We start from the raw sequence: 16,659 nt of genomic DNA, 5'->3' as shown, positions 1-16,659 counted from the left end.
CATGGCGGCCACGACCTACGTACCGAAGCTGCTGGCGCCGTGGAAGGCAGGGGGCCGGCGCATCGCGATGCCGTTCACCCGGCTCGGGCACATGGTGGTGTTCTTCTGCCAGGCGATCGCCGCGGTTCCGTTGGTGCTGAGGCACTATCGCAAGGAATTCATCCGGCTGCTCTCGGATGTCACCTGGGGCAACGGATCTCTGGTGGTCGGCGGCGGCACCGTCGGCGTCGCCGTCGTCCTCGGCGTCACCGTCGGTGCGCTGGTCGGTATCGAGGGTTACAACTTCCTGGACCTGCTCGGATTGGGACCGGCCACCGGGATCATCTCGTCGCTGGTCAACACCCGCGAATTGGCGCCCATCGCACTGTCTTTGGCATTCGCCACGCAGGCGGGCTGCCGATTCACCGCGCAACTGGGCGCCATGCGCATCGCCGAGGAGATCGACGCGCTCAACGCCATCGCCATCCGGCCCATCCCGTATCTGGTGACCACCCGGCTTATGGCCGCCACGGTGGCCACCATCCCGCTCTACGTCGCCTGCCTTGCGGTCAGCTATCTGACCACGCAGATCGTGGTCCTGGTGATCAGCGGCGGGTCCGACGGCTCCTACATGCACTACTTCTCGCTGATGCTGTCGGGTCAGGACATCATCTACTCGCTCATCAAAGCGGTCATCTTCGTCTGGATCGCCTCGACGATCCAGTGCTACTACGGCTTTTACGCATCCGGCGGCCCGGTCGGCGTCGGCGTCGCGGCCGGGCACGCCATGCGGGCCAGCATCACGGTGGTGATCCTGGTGAACATGCTGCTGACCATGGCGCTGTGGACGGTCGACTCCGGTGCGAGGTTCGGAGGTTAGATGAGCAACTCCCTGGACATGGACGGGCGCGGGCCCTCGAACACCCAGCTGTTGATCTGCGGTATCGCGGTGGCGCTGGTGGGCGCGCTGGTGGCCGGACTGCTGCTGATCAAATCGACCGGTCGGCTCGACCCCTACGTGCGCATCGTCGCCGCGCTGCAGAACGTCGGTGACGGGCTGCCGCAACGTTCCGACGTCAAGTACCACGGGCTGCTCGTCGGCATGGTCGACGCCGTCACCCCGGCCACCCACGGTCACCCCAATTACGTTGACATCAACCTCGATCCGACCTACGCGGGATCGATTCCCAGCACCGTGACGGCTCGCGTCGTCCCGAGCAACGTGTTCGCGGTGTCCTCGGTGCAGCTGGTCGACAACGGGCCGGGGCCCGCGATCCAGGCGGGGGCGAAAATCCCCGAGGACACCGAGCTGCCGACGGTGCTGTTCCAGACGACCATCAGCAAGCTGCGCGATATCCTGGCCGCGACCGGGCGCGGTCGCGAGGACAAGACGATCGGTGTCCTGGCCGCGGTCAACGCGGCCACCGAGAACCGCCGCACCGAGCTGCTCACCAGCGGTGCTCAGCTCAACCGGCTGATCGACCAGCTCGACGCCATCGTCGCCACCGAACCCGACGGCACCACCGTCTCCGCCCTGATCGACGCCGCGAACGGATTGCAGCAGACCGCACCGGAACTGGTGAACTCGCTGCACAAGGCCGTGGCGCCCATGCAGACGCTGGTTCAGCAGCGCGCGCAACTCACGTCGCTGATCAACGGCGGTATGTACACCGTCGGCACCACTCACACCGCACTGAACAATCACACCGACCGGATGGTGGAGATCACCAAGGACCTGACGCCGGTACTGGGCCAGCTCGCCGACACCTCGCACCACTGGGTGCCCGCCTTCGTCAAGCTGAATCAGCTGTCCGACAAGTTCTTCGAGCACGCGTGGATCGCCGAGCACGATTTCGGGAACATGCGGATCAACCTGTCCTTCACGCCGAGCCACACCTACACCCGCGCGGACTGCCCGCAGTACGCCGGGCTCAAGGGGCCCAGTTGTTTCACCGCGCCACTCGTGCCCACCCGGCCCAACCTGCCCGATGTGCTGTTGCCGCAGAACTACCAGCCACCCGAGGACCTGGCGCCGCCGCCCGGCACGGTGGTCGGCCCGAACGGCAACCTGGTGGCCGTCGGTCCGCCGCTGATCAATCCGAATCCCAGCTTGGCGGAACCGAATCCGCCGCTGCCGCCGTGGATGTTCCCGTCACCGCCGGTGCCGTTGACCGCCAACCCGGCGTTGGTGCCGGTGCCACCGCCCCCGGTGATTTTGTCACCGCTGGCGCCGGTCGCGCCGAAACCCGGCGCGCCGCCTCCTTCACTGCCCGCGCCCGGAGCCGCCGAGGCCGCCCCGGCGTCGTTCGGCGGCAACGTCGGTCCGGTCGGCAGCACCCAGGAGCGTGATGTGCTGAGCGCGGCGATCGGCCAACCTGCCAGCACGGCAACCCAACTGCTGTTGGGTCCGGTCGCTCGGGGCACCACGATCTCGGCGGGAGGAGCAGCATGATCAGATATCGCGGCGCGCTCGTCGGGCTGTCGCTGTTCATGGTCGTTTCGGTGACGCTGACCTGGCTGGTGTATGTCACGCTGCGGCGCGATGTCGCCGGGCAGACGGTGCCGTATGCGGCGGTGTTCACGGATGTGTTCGGTCTGCGTGAGGGCGACGACGTGCGCATGGCCGGGGTCCGCGTCGGCCGGGTCGAGAAGGTCGAACTCGAAGGTGCCGACGCCAAGGTGTCCTTTGTGGTGCAGGCCGATCAGCAGGTGCTGGGCAACACCGTGGCATCGGTGACCTATCAGAACATCGTGGGTCAGCGTTATCTCGGTCTGTCGTTGGGCAACGTGGGTGATCCGGATCCGCTGCCGGCGGGCAGCACCATCCCGATCGAGCGGACCGATCCGTCGTTCGATGTCGGTGCCCTGCTCAACGGGTACGAGCCGCTGTTCAGCGTGCTGAACCCCCGCGACGCGGACAACCTCACCAAGGGGGTCATCGCCTCGCTGCAGGGCGATGACGCCTCAATCGTCGCGCTGGTCGACCAGACCGCTCAGCTGACCGATGCGTTCGCCGGGCGCGACGAGGAACTCGGCGATGTCATCACCGATCTGAACCTTGTGGCGTCGAACCTGGCGGCACACAATTCCGAACTCGACCATGTGATCGGTCAGGCCCGCACGTTGGTCAGCACTTTCGATGCGCGCCGGCCCGAACTCGTCCAGTCCATGGGGTCGATCTCGCGTGTCGTGCAGCAGCTCTCGGTCGTCGCCGACGATGTGTACCCGCCGCTGAACGAGCTGGTGGTCCGGCAGCCCGGCTTCGCCGCGCACCTGGTGACCATCGAGCCGCAGCTGGCCTTCACCGGCGCGAATCTGCCGCTGCTGCTGAAGGGTTTTGCCCGCATCACCAACGAGGGTGCCTACGCGAACACCTACGCATGTGATCTGAACGCGACCGGATTCTTCCCCGGCCTCAACGACGTGACGCCGATCATCGTCGCGGCGGCCACCCCCGGAAACAAGACGGCGTACACGCCGCGGTGCAGGAATATGGCCAATGGTTAAGAGCAGCAGGCGGATTCTGGAGAGTTACAACCGGCTGTGGCTCGGGGTGATGGCCATTGCCGCGGTGTCGGTGCTGGTAGGGATCCTGATGATCGTCAAGGTCGCCGATGTGGGCTACACCAGCTACACGGCGCGCTTCCTGCAGGCCGCGGCGCTGAAGGTGGGCAACCCGATCACCGTCGCCGGTATCCCGGTGGGCGAGGTCAAGAGCATGAAGCTGATGGGCGATCACGTCGAGGCGAAACTCAAGGTGCGCAATGACGTTGCCCTCGGCGAGGATTCGCGGGCGATCATCAAGATCACCACTATCCTCGGTTCGCGCTATCTGTCGTTGGAGCCGGCCGGTTCCGGATCGCTGCCGAACCGGACCTTCGAACTGTCGCGCACCGAGGTGCCCTACGACCTGCAGGAGGCGCTGGCCGATGTCACCACCACCTACGAACAGGTCGACTCGGACAAGTTCGCCGAGACGCTGAGCGTGCTGGGCAAGCAGATGGACGGCCTGCCGCAGGTGGTGCCCCAGGCGCTGGCCAACACCCAGAACCTGGCCAATATCATCGCCGGCCGGCGCGACCAGTTGGGCAGTCTGCTGCAGACCACCGAGACGGTGGCCAACACGCTGCGCGCGCAGCAGTCCACCGTCGGCAATCTGGTCCACCAGGGCAATGCCCTGGTCGGCGAGTTCGTGGCACGCCGGGCGTCCTTCCAGTCGATGATGGCCGCGCTGACGAGCTTGGTCGAGACACTGAGCGGCATCATCATCGAAGACCGCCCCGAACTGGAGAAGACGCTGGTCAATCTGCGCGAACTGTCGGACCTGCTGGGCAAGCATGATGATCTGCTGCGCAGCATCCTGCAGTCGGGGCCGGTCGCCCTGCGCGGGCTGGCCAATGCCACCGGAAGCGGTAATGCCGCCGATATCAATGTGAGCAACGGTCTGCTGATCGATTCGTGGATGTGTGCGATCAGCGGACGAGCCGAACAGTTCGGCATGATCGAGTATTTCCAGGACTGCAAATGACACGAGGCAGACTGCTGTTGCTGGGCGCCGTCGGTGCGGTGCTGGCCCTGGTGGCCGGCGTCGTCGGCTGGTCCTACCTCGGCGATCGGTTCAACACCATCACGCTGACCGCGCAGTTCGACAGTGCGGCTGGTCTTTACGTCGGTAACACGGTCGCGGTCCTCGGCATGCCGGTCGGCCAGGTCACCACGATCACCCCCAAGGGCGGCTACGTCGAGGTCGAGTTCACCGTCGACGCTGACGTGAAGATCCCCGCCGACGCGCAGGCGGTCACCATCTCGAACTCGATCCTGACCGACCGGCAGATCGAACTCACCCCGCCCTACCGAGAGGGCCCGGTCCTGGTGGCAGGTGACACCATCGGACTGAACCGGACCAAGACCCCGATCGAGTTCGCCAGGGTGCTCGATGTGTTGGACAAGCTGTCGTCCTCATTGCGTGGTGACGGCAAGGGCAACGGGCCGTTGGCCGATGTGGTGAACGCCAGCGCCGCGATTGCCGACGGGAACGGGCAGCAGATGAAGGACGCGCTCGGCGCGCTCTCGGATGCGTTGCGGATGAGCTCGGACCGCGGCGAGGTCACCGGTGATCAGCTGACGACGATCATCGAGAACCTGAGTTCGCTGATGCAGGCGACGGCCGACAATGACGCCACTCTGCGCGAGTTCGGTTCCAGCGTGCGCCAACTCAGCCAGGTGCTGGCCGACGAGCACTTCGGCAGTGGCACCACCGGCAAGAAGATCGACGAGGTGCTGACTCAGGTCGGTGAGGTGCTGGAGACCCATCGTGACGCCATCAAGGCGATCGTGGCCAACGGCGACGTCGCGATGACCACCCTGACCGACCATCAGCGTGATCTCGCCGAGTTCCTGGACCTCACCCCGATGACGCTGGACAACCTCTACAACATCGTGGACAAGACCAACGGGTCGGCGCGTGCGCACGTGCTGGTGGACAAGGTGCTGTTCGACACCCAGACGGTCAAGGAGATGTGCAACATGATGGGTCTGCGCCAATTGGGTTGCAGCACCGGAACGTTGCAGGACTTCGGACCGGACTTCGGGTTGTCCTACATTCTCGACGGCATGACGGCGATGGGGCAGCGCTGATGAACATCGTCACCAAACGGGTTCTCCCACTGGCGTTGGCGGGGTTGCTGGCCACCGGTTGCGCCACCGAGGGGCTGGCCGACCTGCCGCTGCCTGCGCCCGGTTCCGGCGCCGGCGGCTACACGATCACCGCGGTATTCTCCAACGCGCTGAATTTGCCGGCCAATGCGAAGGTCAAACTCGCGGGCGCCGATATCGGCGAGATGGAGTCGATGGAGGCTCGCAACTACACCGCCGTCACCACCCTGCGGATCATGAACGGGGTGCAATTGCCCCACGGCAGCACGGCCGAATTGCGTTCGGCCACACCGTTGGGAGATGTGTTCGTCTCGATCCGGCCGCCGGCCGGTGAGATAGTCGCCGGTACCCCCATGTTGCGGGACGGCGACACCATCGAGTTGGAGTCGACGCAGGCGGCCGCAACGGTTGAGTCGCTGCTCAGTTCGGCGGCGGTCCTGGTCAACGGCGGAGCCGTGCGCAACTTCACCAACATCATCAACGGTCTGGGCAAGGCGACGGGTGACCAGGGCCAAGCCTTCGGCACGTTGATCGCCAAGACCAACAACACCCTCGGGACGCTGAATGCGCGCGCCGATCAGCTGTCCGACGCGATGACCGCGACCTCCGAATTGGTCGATCAACTCGCGGCGAAGAACGATGCGCTGGGTGAATTGATGGATGCCGCGGCGCCGGCGACCGAGACGCTTGCCGAGCACACCAGCGATATCGCCGACCTGGTGGTGCAGATCGGCGACACCACCGAGCAACTGCGCAAGTTCCCGTCGATCGCCGGTACCGACACCAGTGGGCGCAGCGTCATCGCCGACGCGAACCAGGTCGCCGAGGCCTGGAACGATGTGGCACTGACCCCGGATGCCACCTTGTACAAGCTGAACAAGTTGATGCCGCCGTTCGTCAAAGCCACTGCCAGTAATGCGATCTCGACACGGGCCAGTATCGACCGGTTGGTGCTGGGTTCGATCCCGGACATCGGTTTCGCCGGCGACCCCGGCCTGCACGGACCCAAACGCTATGACTGGCACAAGCTCGTCGGCAGCCTGCAGTACACGTTGCTGCGACTGCAGGAACGGGTGGTGGGCCGCGGGCCGGGGGTGCCGCAGCTGCCCGTGGAGGCGCCCCGATGATCAACACCGTCGCGAACACCGTCGTCGACGTCGTCCGGTTCGGCCACCGCAAGCGCGCCTGGCTGTCGGCGATCGCCCTGGTGATGGTGCTGGTCGTCGCGACCGGGTATCTGTTGGTCGGCGCGTTGCGGATCCGGCTGTTCGCCTCCGATTACCGCGTCACCGTGGAGCTTCCGGAGTCGGCCGGTCTGCTGCCGAATCAGGATGTGACGCTGCGCGGTGTGCCGATCGGCCGGGTGGAGCGCCTCGACATCACCCCCGCCGGCGTCAACGCGGTGGTGAACATCCGTTCCTCGGTGCCGATTCCGCAGTCCAGCGCTGTGCGGGTGTCGGGGTTGTCGCCGGCCGGTGAGCAATACATCGACTTCTCGGCGGACGGTGACCAGGGGCCCTTCCTGCAGGACGGCAGCACGGTGGTGCTCGGGCGGGCCACCGTGCCGGTCAGTCTCGCCGAGCTGCTGGCCGACGCCGATGGTGCACTGGCACAGGTCGACGTCGACAAACTGGAGATCATCCGGCGCGAATTGAGCATGAGCGAGGCCGGGCCCGGCAAGCTCAAGGACATCATCGACGGCGGAACCTTCCTGCTGTCCACACTGGACACGGTGCTGCCAGAGACGTCGAGCCTGTTGCGCACCAGTCGTGTGGTGCTGGAACTGGCCGCTGACAAGAACGAGGGCATCGGGGTGGCCTCGGAGAACCTGACCGCAACCTTCGACGGGGTGAACCGCATGCGGGACGGGTTCCGTCGGCTCACCGACCGCGCGCCGGGCACGCTCACCCACGTCGACAACCTGTTCGTCGACAACTCCGACACCATGGTGCAGTTGCTGGGCGATCTCACCACCACCGCGGAACTGTTGTATCTGCGGGTGCCGGCTTTGAACGCACTGTTCCCGACCTACCGCACCTCGGTGCTCGATGCACTGGGCAGCATCATGCACGACAACGGGTTGTGGGTGACCGGTGACATCTACCCGCGGTACTCCTGTGATTACGGGACGCCGCGCCGGCCACCGTCCAACGCGGACTACCCCGAGCCGTTCATGTACACCTACTGCCGCGACGATCACCCGGGTCTGCTGGTGCGCGGCGCGAAGAACGCGCCGAGGCCTGCGGGGGATGACACCGCCGGCCCGCCGCCCGGGGCGGATCTGGGCCGCACCACCGATCCGACACCGAAGGGCCGCTACACGATTCCCACGCCGTACGGGGGTCCGGTGCTGCCCATCGAACCGCCTCGCTGAGAAAGGACACATTGTGACTGTGACGACCGACAAGAAGTGCGATGGCGAGAACACCACGCCGGCCGACGAAAGCGAGGTGGAGGCGGCGGCCGAAGCCGAAGCCGAGACGGACACCGAGACCACCAGGCCCGGTCGCCGACGACTGGTCATCGCCGCGGCGGCCGTGACGGTCGCTGCGCTGCTGGGCGGTTCGGGCTTCCTGGGGTGGCTGGTGTGGCAGGACCACCGGGTGGATCAGGCCGCGCAGCAGGCCCGCGACGCCGCCGTGGCGTACGCCCCGGTGTTGACGAGCATCGACTCCGACAAGGTCGACGAGAACTTCGACCAGGTGCTCGCCGGTGCCACCGGCGAGTTCAAGGACATGTACTCCGAGTCCAGCATGCAGTTGCGGCAGTTGCTGATCGACAACAAGGCGTCCGCGCACGGCGTCGTGGTCGAGTCCGCGGTGCAGTCGGCGAGCCCCGACCAGGTGGTGGTGTTGTTGTTCGTCGACCAGTCGGTGACCAATTCCACCGTGCCGGATCCGCGCATCGACCGCAGCCGCATCAAGATGACGATGGACAAGGTGGACGGCCAGTGGCGGGCCTCGAAGGTCGAGTTGCCCTGAGCGCCATGAGGATCCTGATCGGTGCCCTGGCGGTGGCCGGGCTGGTGTGCGCGCCGGCGGCGGTGGCGTCCCCGCAGTCGTTCTGCGCGGAACTGGGCGGACAGCGGAGCGGGCCGTACTGCCACACTTCCGTGGAGTCCGACCGCAAGGCGGTTCGCGATATCAAGGTGGCGATCCCGGACCTGGTCGACGATCCGGTGGCCGGGCCGGTGCTGCGCGATTACCTGAGCACCCTGGTGGGCAACTGGCGCCGGGTCGGGCGGGGGATGGTCGCAGACAGCTTCGGTGAGGCCAACTTTCAGGTGTTCGGGCGAGGTGACGCGGTATCGGTGGTGTTCCGCGAGACCTACCATGCCGATGGACCGGACTTCAACAACGCCTATCGCACCTTCACCTTCGGCGGGGGTCGTCAGTTGCAGTTGGCCGATCTGGTGCGGCCCGGTGTTGATCCGCTGACCGCCATCGAGCCGCTGGCCCGACCGTTCGTGGTGGCCGCGTTGGACAAGGCGCCGCCGGCGCATCAGCCGGGCAGCTACCCGTTCACCGCGGATCGCTGGACGCCCGACAATGTCTATTCCGGCGGGTACCAGGCGTGGGCGCTCACACCCGATGAGCTGATCCTGTACATGCCGGATTATCCGGTGGGACATGACACTCCGGTCAACTTCACGCCCGGGATCATGCAGTGGTCGATGGACGGGGGCACGGTGCAGGCGCACATCCCGCTGTCGGCGCTGAGCCCGATCCTGCGGCCGGAGTTCGTTGGAACCTGATCGAGGTTTCTCCCAAGATAGCTCTCGGCGCCCTACAGCCAGATCGACACCATGGCCGCCGATCCGGCGCCTCGTGCCTGCTTTCGCGACCCTGGTGTCGATCTCGCCATAGGGCCGGGACGGGTATGTGCCGCGGAGCTACCGGTAGTTCACGAACTGCAGCGCCACGGGTAGATCGGCGCCCTTCAGCAGGGCGATGACGGCCTGCAGGTCGTCGCGCTTCTTCGAACTGACCCGGATCTCGTCGCCCTGGATCTGCGCCTTGACGCCCTTGGGGCCCTCGTCGCGGATCAGCTTGGTGATCTTCTTGGCGTTCTCGCTGTCGATGCCCTGCTTGATGCCGCCGATGACCTTGTAGGTCTTGCCGCTGGGCTGCGGGTCGCCGGCCTCGAATGCCTTCATCGAGATGTCGCGGCGGATCAGCTTCTCCTTGAAGACGTCGACGGCGGCCTTCACACGCTCCTCGGTGGAGGACACCAAGATGATGCCTTCCTCACCCTGCCACTCGATCGTGGTGTCGGTGCCGCGGAAGTCGAACCGGGTGCTCAGTTCCTTCGCGGCCTGGTTGAGCGCGTTGTCGACCTCCTGGCGATCGGCCTTGCTGACGATGTCGAAGCTTGAATCCGCCATTGGACCCTCCTGTTGGTACCAGCCGTTTTCGTCTTCAGTACATCCTCGTTGTACCCTGCTACTCGCACCAAATTCCGGCAGGTTGCCCGAGCGGCCAATGGGAGCGGACTGTAAATCCGTCGGCTAACGCCTACACAGGTTCGAATCCTGTACCTGCCACGCTGATCAGGCCCCCTTTCGAGGGGGCCTGACGTGTCTGTGGAGCACGTCGCCGCGGCCTCAGGCAACCGACCTGCGCGCCAGCCCGGGCCGCTTGGCCTGCGATTACCGTTGGCGTCCGCCGATCGGGTGAACTTCTCCGACACCCGTCAACTTCGACGAACGCGCGCAGCTACGGCCGGCTGATGCGCCCAACCGTCACGAACCCTGCCCCGCGTCGCGCACAGCGGCTAACCCCTGCGTCAATAATCACAGCCGCCGGCACCGATCGCTGACGCGGCCGACCCCACCGCGGATGCTGCAGCAAGGCGCGCCGACGGCCGTTGCGGTGGCCACCGCGGCCGCGCCCGAGCTCGCCCGCCGAGCTACCGATGTGACGCGCGGCCGCGCCGCCGAGCGGGCCCGCTCATAGCGAACTCGCGGTGATGATGCGAGCAAATCGGACCGCGAAAACGCGGGCAGCACGGTCTGCGAACTCGGTCGTACGATCCCCCGGAACAGGTGGGCATTCGTGTGGGGGAGCCAGGATGAGCGGGCGGCATCGAGTCAAGAAGCGCAATCGGGTGGCCAGGGCCGTGGCCGTTCCGGCGGCGGCCGCATTGCTCGCCGGCGGAGTCGTCGACCACTCGGTGGCCGCCCCGCCCGAGCCGGCCCCGCTCCATCAGCAGCACCGCACGGTGTCCACCGACGCCGTCGCGCTGGCCGCGCTGGCACTGTTCGCCGTGCCGGGTGCCGGCGTCCAGTTCCCCGAGGGCGCCATCGGCGATCAGGACGGTGGTGTGTGGCTGCGCATCCCCGACCTGACCGTGCTCAACGACCCGCAGCGCTACCCGGGCACCGTCACCCGGGACTCCGTGGAGGCCGGCGTCACCTGGCTGACCGAACTACTGCTGGCCCGGGATCCGTCGACGACCGTCAGCGCCATCAACACCGGCTCCTTCGGTGGCCGCGTCGCCGCCGAGGCGCTGAATCGGCTGGCCGCCACGGGCTATGACATGTCCAGTGTGTTCGGCGTCTTCTACGGCGACTCGAACACACCGGGCACCGGCATCTTCTCCCGATACCGTCCCGATGAGCCCACCTTCGGCTCCGACGTGCTGGGCGGGGCCGTCGCGCTGCCGGACGGTACCTATCTGCGGGTCAACCGTGAGTACGACCCGATCGCGTACTTCCCGAAGTACCTTCTGAACCCGATGAGCTGGATCCAGCTCGCGGCCGGGTTCGTCTTCGAGCACTCGCGGCTGCAGGACTTCGACTTCGAGGATCCGGAGAACGTGGTGACCGTCGACGGCAACGTCGTCACCGTGCGGGTCAACAGCCCGGTGATGCCGCTGTTGATGCCGTTGAAGCTTCTCGGGGTGCCCACCCGGATCATCGATGCGTTCCAGGCGATCCTGCAGCCGATGGTCGAGAGCACCGGCATGTACGAAACCGGCAGGGTCGGGCTGCTGCCGTCCCCGCAGAAGTTGTTCGAGCAACTGCAGGCGGTCGCAGCGGGATTCGAGCGCGCCGGCCAGATCCTGGCCGGCAACTACCCCGAACCCGAAGAGCCGCAGGAACCTCCCGTGGTCACCGCGCCGGACACCACGCCCGAGATCATCGACGCGATGGAGGACCGCGACGCGGAACTCAACGGCACGACCATTCAGGAGGCCAGGTTCGCGGCGGTCCGGGAGGTCGACGACGTGGTCGGGGAGCCTGAACTCGTCGGCGACAAGGACTCGACGCCCTCGGTCGAGGATGCGGACGAGTCAACCGAACTCGACGCCGACATCGACGAGGACCTCGGGGAGGAGCAGGTGACGGAGACCTCCGAACCGGACCCGCAGGAGAACGACGAGGAAGCCGGTGCACCGGAGCCGACGGAGACCGAAAAGCAGTCCCCAGCCTCCGATCCCGGCACCGACACCGACACCGACACCGAATAGCAGTCAGGCCCCCTCAACCGAGGGGGCCTGATTCGTGAAAGCCGTTCAGCCGGCGTGTGCGGCCGCCTGCACCAGGGTGGCGGACGGGGCGGGCACGCCCAGCCGGCTCACCACGAAATCGGCAGCCTGATCGGCCATCCCGTTGACCTTGTAGGAGCTGTGGGCCGAGCGGTCCAGTCCACCGGGGTAGCAGATGGGGTCACCCACGGCGCACAGCTGCAGGGTCTTGCCGGCGTACAAATCGCCGACGGCGATCGGGGGAGCGCTGCGGTCGGCCAGGCTCAGGAACCAGTTGTTCGGGGTGCCGAACAGGACCACCGCGCTGACGTGAGGGGCCACCTCGGCCGGCATCGGTCCGGACAGCCCGGCCGGCAGCACGTACCCGGCCGGCACGCTGCTGCTGGTGCTGTAGCCGGCGACGGCGGCGCCCTGCGAGTAACCGCCCAGCACGATCTTGGTGTCGGGGCATTCGGCGGCGATCTGCTGAATCCGATTGGTGGCGTCGGCAATTCCGTCGACCGCGCGGCCGAAGTCCAGCGAGGCCGGGTAGTTGACGCCGTACACGCTCACCGATTGGCCGGGCAGTCGCGCGTTCAGCGCGTCGACGAAGGCCTGCCCGGTCGCGCCGACGCCGGGGCCCTCGAAGGTGCCGCGAGCGAACACCACCGCGACGTCCACACAGGAGTCGTCGGCGGCGTTGGCGGTGGCCGCGGGCCCGGCGAACATGCCGGCGGCGACGGCGAAGACGGCCAGTGCCGAGAAGATCGCTGCCCGCACGGCCCGTGCGCTGCTGGTCAGTGGCGATGCACTCATGAGATGTCCCTTCTGGAATCCGCTGTGCCATCGCTCTTCGGTAGTGGTGGCAGCTACCTGCTACAAGCGGGCGGGCGGGAGCGGGATTCCACCAAGATCACGTGATCCATCTCACTTCAGGTAGCGGAATGGCAGCGCCTCGATCAGGGGTTCTACTGCGTCCACCACCCGGTCGCCGCACCCATCTGACGACCCAACTCCTCGGCCATGGTGCGCACATACGTCGCCGACAGGTGATGCGCGTCGTGATAGATCAGCACATTGCCCTCGGCCGCGCGGCAGATGGTGGGCCGGCACACCGCATCCGAGAGGTCCAGCAATTGCAGCAGCGGATAGGCCTGCGCGACATCGAGCGTCGGATTGCGGTCGGCCAGCGCCTCCGAGCGCGGCACCCCGCAGGTGTCGGCGTCATCGCCGACAGCCAGGCAGTCCACCGGTGAGAAGAACCGTCCATCGCGCAGCATCCACGGGGTGTCCCGGATGCCGAGCATGCCGATCCCGTTGTCGGACAGCTCATCCCAGATGCCCAGATAGTGGTCGGGCACATAGTCGCCGTCACCGTCGAGGATCGGGCGGGTGGTCGTGAAGAACACGTGATCGGGACGGTCGGCGATGATCTGCGCCAGCGCATTGTCCGACCAGGTACGGCACGAAGGGTACGGCGTGAACGGCCCGGCGATGATCGGCACCTCTGCGGTCGTCAGCGGGCAACCCATCTTCAGATACGTCACCACCCGGAAACCGTGCTGGCGCCCCAGCGCATGCAACGCGGTCAGCCAATGCTCGGAATGCGAGCCACCGGCCAGGGCGATGGTGCGCGACGCCCGAGGGTCGCCGTACACGCACGTGACGACATCCTCGCCGCCGAAGTCGGCCAGGCAGCGGTCGATGGTCGAGGCCGGGACATCGTCGGAGGCCTCCAGTCCGGTCGGGCGCATCGGCAGCTTGGGCACCCGGCGCTGCTCCAGGATCGCGCTCGCACCCGGATAGTCCCGCGCGGGTAGCGCGGCCAACTCGGTGCCGCTGTCACGGACCTGCGCGACGTGTTCGCGCCAGCCCGTCGCACCGGCCGCGAGCCCCACCACCAGACAGGCCGTCACGGCGCCGGACACCACCGGCCGCCAACCGTCCGACGAACCCCGCACACACCACCAGGTCAGCCAGGACGCCACGGCGGCGGCGGTCAGGATCGCCGCCGATTCGCCGATCCCCACCGAGTCGTTGTCGGTGTGCGCCAGCCAGAAGATCAGCAGCGGCCAATGCCAGAGATACAGCGCGTACGCGCAGCCCACGACACCGGGCGAGGGCGCCCCTGCCGGACCGCTGACCACCACCAGCACCGTCGCCAGCACCGGGACCAGCGCCCACGGCCCCGGATACTCGGCCACCCCGTCCACCAACAACCCGGACGCCACGATCGCGATCACGCCGACGACGACGGCCACCTGCCGCAACCAGAACGGCCATGCCCGCCGGCCGGCGGCCGCGGCGGCGACCACCCCGGCCAGCACCTCCCACGCCCGGGTGAGGCTGCTGTAGTAGGCCAGCGCCGGGTCGCTCTGCACCCACGCCCACACCAGCGACGTCACCGCGGCCGCGGCCAGCACCGCGATCAGCGCACCGCGTCGACGGATCAGCCACGCCGCCACGACGACCGCGAGCAGGACCTGCGCGGCCACCGACACTGCCCACAGATGCTGCAGCGGGGTGACCGTCTCGCCGGCCTGCAGGTAATCGCCGGCCGTCGTGGCCAACGTCCAGTTCTGGAAGAAGCCCAGGCTCGGCAGCGTCTGCTCGGCGAAGGACTCCCACCGGGTCTGCGGTTGCACCAGCACGGTCAGCCCTGCCGACACCGCGAGCATCAGCACCAGCGCCGGGATCAACCGCCGCGCCCACCGCCCCGCCTCGGCCCACACCGAGCCGTCACGGGCCAGCAGTCGCGAGCCGAAGAAGTAGCCGGCCAGCACCAGCAGTACGTCGACCCCGCCGGACACCCGGCCCAGCCACAGGTGGCCGATGACGACGAGGGTGACGGCGACGACGGCCAGCGCGTCGAGATCGGGACGCGCCCGGCGCCCGGCGGGCGCGAGATAAACCGGGGTCAGCTGTGTCGTGTGCAAGGTGCAGAGCATATCGGCGCCGGATCTTCAGTCGGCGATGACGACCCTGTCCCCGCCACCGCGCTTGGCCGCATACATCGCGGTATCGGCCCGGCGCAGCAGCAACTCGAACGCCTCCATGCTCGCCACCGGCCCGCACGCCGCACCGACGCTGGCGGTCACCGCGGGCGGCCCGACCGCGGCGATCGCCGCGCGCAGCCGGTCACCGACCGATTCGGCGCCGTCGGCGTCGAGCAGGTCGACGATGACGAACTCCTCGCCGCCGGTGCGCGCCGCGAAGGCGGGCCGCCGCCGGATCCCGCGCAGTGCGGCCGCCGTCTGCACCAGCACGTCGTCGCCGATGGCATGGCCGTAACGGTCGTTGACGCTCTTGAACTTGTCGATGTCGATGACGAACACGCACACCGATTCCGGTTCGGCCTCCGTGTCGATCATGCGCGCCACGTGATCGCGCAGCCCGCGCCGGTTGGCCAGCCCGGTCAACGGGTCGGCCAGTGATTCCACCGAGCTGTTACGGATCAACCAGAACCCGAACTGGGCGAACGGCAGGATGAAGACGGTGACCAGAAACGAGATCACCGATTTGCCGACCGCCAGCGGTACCGCGTCCGCATAGTCGGAGGTGCCCAGCCGCGTTGCCAGCGCGATGATCGCGACCACCGCGATCAGCAGGTGCACCGCCGTCGCGCGGGCGCCGTGGAAGAACATGATGTAGATGCCGGTCACCGCGAACAGCGGGGTGCTGGTCAGCCCGGCCAGCGGGTCGGCGCGGACGGCGGCGGCCACCGCGATGCTCAGATCGATGGCCAGGAACAGGACGATCGACGTGCGCGGAGACGGCCACGGGAACAGCAGCCAGTAGACCGGCCAGACGAACGCGGCGACCGCCATCAGCGCCAGAATTCCGCGGCTGACGCCGACGGGCTCCGCCAGCGCGACGAACTGCAGGCTCAGCAGCGCCACGCCCATCCCGACGCCGACGGCGGCGACCACCGCGCGCAGCGGCAGCATGAACCCGCGGGTGCGCAGGAAATCAAGCATCCAGGTGTGGTCGACGTCGTCGTTCCACCACAGCTGGAACTGCTGGCGGTAGTAGGCGCCGGAGCCCGTCCGCCAGATCTTCGAGCGGGGCAAATCAGCGCCGGTTGAGCACCCAGATATGGGTGGACAGGGCGGTGGCGAACGCACACCACAACGGATAGAGCCCCAGCGGCGCGGCCTTGACGCCGCGCACCGCGGCCGCGCGGCGGGTGAGATCGGCGCTGCTGACCGTCAACGCGCCGGACGCGATCGCCGAGGCGCCCAGCTTGCGCTGGTTGAAGAACAGCCACGACCAGCCGCCGTTGAGGATCAGGTTGATCACCAGCGCCCGGATGTAGGTGCGGCGCACCTCGGGCGGGGAGTCGTCCAGCGTCTGCGCGGACACGGTCGCGATATCGGCGTACAGCGACGTCCACGCGATCGGGAACGCCTGGCGCGGCGGCTGATACGGGGGCTTGCGGAGCTTGGCGTACCACGCGGATTCGACGGCGGGTTTGCTGGCCAGGCTGCCGACCGCGGCGGTCGCGGCGACGGCCAGCGCGGTGGGGACGAACGTGCGAATCTGCAAGGGATGCTCCAA

At 67.3% G+C, this 16,659-nt stretch carries 15 protein-coding genes and 1 tRNA gene; 11 read left to right on the top strand and 5 right to left on the bottom strand.

All coding sequences use genetic code 11. The annotated features are described in order from the left end of the window. Position 1: 1 nt before the first annotated feature. Genes ACWDUN_RS18340 through ACWDUN_RS18300 form a run of 9 tightly spaced genes read left to right on the top strand, consistent with a single transcriptional unit; the run spans position 2 to position 9,388 of the window. Entirely contained in the window at positions 2-859 is an 858-nt protein-coding gene (locus ACWDUN_RS18340; RefSeq protein ID WP_449931075.1) for an ABC transporter permease, read from the top strand. Continuing rightward, positions 860-2,431 (top strand): MlaD family protein, encoded by a 1,572-nt coding sequence (locus tag ACWDUN_RS18335; protein ID WP_449931073.1) that lies wholly within the window; start codon positions 860-862, stop codon positions 2,429-2,431. After that, positions 2,431-3,486 carry an MCE family protein gene (locus ACWDUN_RS18330; RefSeq protein WP_449931159.1) on the top strand — a complete coding sequence of 352 codons (1,056 nt, stop codon included), beginning with the start codon at positions 2,431-2,433 and terminating at the stop codon, positions 3,484-3,486. Before ACWDUN_RS18335 ends, ACWDUN_RS18330 begins: the two co-directional genes overlap by 1 nt. After that, positions 3,479-4,507, top strand: coding sequence for an MlaD family protein (locus ACWDUN_RS18325; protein ID WP_449931071.1), 1,029 nt, complete (start codon positions 3,479-3,481; stop codon positions 4,505-4,507). The genes ACWDUN_RS18330 and ACWDUN_RS18325 overlap by 8 nt, the downstream gene beginning before the upstream one ends. Then, positions 4,504-5,616 (top strand): MCE family protein, encoded by a 1,113-nt coding sequence (locus ACWDUN_RS18320; RefSeq protein ID WP_449931070.1) that lies wholly within the window; start codon positions 4,504-4,506, stop codon positions 5,614-5,616. Before ACWDUN_RS18325 ends, ACWDUN_RS18320 begins: the two co-directional genes overlap by 4 nt. Then, the gene (locus ACWDUN_RS18315; protein WP_449931068.1) at positions 5,616-6,761 is read left to right on the top strand and encodes an MCE family protein; all 1,146 of its coding nucleotides are present in this window, start codon (positions 5,616-5,618) and stop codon (positions 6,759-6,761) included. Before ACWDUN_RS18320 ends, ACWDUN_RS18315 begins: the two co-directional genes overlap by 1 nt. After that, positions 6,758-8,008 (top strand): MlaD family protein, encoded by a 1,251-nt coding sequence (locus ACWDUN_RS18310; protein ID WP_449931066.1) that lies wholly within the window; start codon positions 6,758-6,760, stop codon positions 8,006-8,008. The genes ACWDUN_RS18315 and ACWDUN_RS18310 overlap by 4 nt, the downstream gene beginning before the upstream one ends. A gap of 13 nt (positions 8,009-8,021) precedes the next feature. After that, complete coding sequence (locus tag ACWDUN_RS18305) at positions 8,022-8,615, top strand: Mce protein (RefSeq protein ID WP_449931064.1); 594 nt, start codon at positions 8,022-8,024, stop codon at positions 8,613-8,615. 5 nt (positions 8,616-8,620) lie between these two features. Then, positions 8,621-9,388 (top strand): DUF3298 domain-containing protein, encoded by a 768-nt coding sequence (locus ACWDUN_RS18300; protein WP_449931062.1) that lies wholly within the window; start codon positions 8,621-8,623, stop codon positions 9,386-9,388. Positions 9,389-9,526: 138 nt separating this feature from the next. On the opposite strand, the gene ACWDUN_RS18295 is transcribed toward ACWDUN_RS18300, so the two are convergent. After that, on the bottom strand, positions 9,527-10,018 hold the full coding sequence (locus tag ACWDUN_RS18295) for a YajQ family cyclic di-GMP-binding protein (protein WP_449931060.1): 492 nt from the start codon (positions 10,016-10,018) through the stop codon (positions 9,527-9,529). A gap of 76 nt (positions 10,019-10,094) precedes the next feature. On the opposite strand from ACWDUN_RS18295, the gene ACWDUN_RS18290 reads away from it, so the two are divergent. Together ACWDUN_RS18290 and ACWDUN_RS18285 are read left to right on the top strand one after the other, a co-directional pair. Further along, a tRNA-Tyr gene (locus tag ACWDUN_RS18290) sits at positions 10,095-10,177 on the top strand. Positions 10,178-10,704: 527 nt separating this feature from the next. Beyond that, the gene (locus tag ACWDUN_RS18285; RefSeq protein WP_449931059.1) at positions 10,705-12,105 is read left to right on the top strand and encodes a PE-PPE domain-containing protein; all 1,401 of its coding nucleotides are present in this window, start codon (positions 10,705-10,707) and stop codon (positions 12,103-12,105) included. Positions 12,106-12,150: 45 nt separating this feature from the next. Here the strand turns inward: ACWDUN_RS18285 and ACWDUN_RS18280 are convergent, their stop codons facing one another. The 4 genes from ACWDUN_RS18280 to ACWDUN_RS18265 form a co-directional block, all read right to left on the bottom strand. Then, positions 12,151-12,918, bottom strand: a complete 768-nt coding sequence (locus tag ACWDUN_RS18280; protein WP_449931057.1) for a cutinase family protein — start codon at positions 12,916-12,918, stop codon at positions 12,151-12,153. 152 nt (positions 12,919-13,070) lie between these two features. Beyond that, complete coding sequence (locus ACWDUN_RS18275; protein ID WP_449931055.1) at positions 13,071-15,038, bottom strand: acyltransferase family protein; 1,968 nt, start codon at positions 15,036-15,038, stop codon at positions 13,071-13,073. A gap of 27 nt (positions 15,039-15,065) precedes the next feature. Continuing rightward, entirely contained in the window at positions 15,066-16,172 is a 1,107-nt protein-coding gene (locus ACWDUN_RS18270; RefSeq protein ID WP_449931053.1) for a diguanylate cyclase domain-containing protein, read from the bottom strand. Position 16,173: 1 nt separating this feature from the next. Continuing rightward, positions 16,174-16,647 carry a TspO/MBR family protein gene (locus ACWDUN_RS18265; protein ID WP_449931051.1) on the bottom strand — a complete coding sequence of 158 codons (474 nt, stop codon included), beginning with the start codon at positions 16,645-16,647 and terminating at the stop codon, positions 16,174-16,176. Positions 16,648-16,659 lie beyond the last annotated feature (12 nt).

The organism is Mycobacterium sp. NPDC003323 (assembly GCF_053589535.1).
Note: the sequence above shows the minus strand (reverse complement) of the source record. Positions and strands in the feature narration are given on the sequence as shown.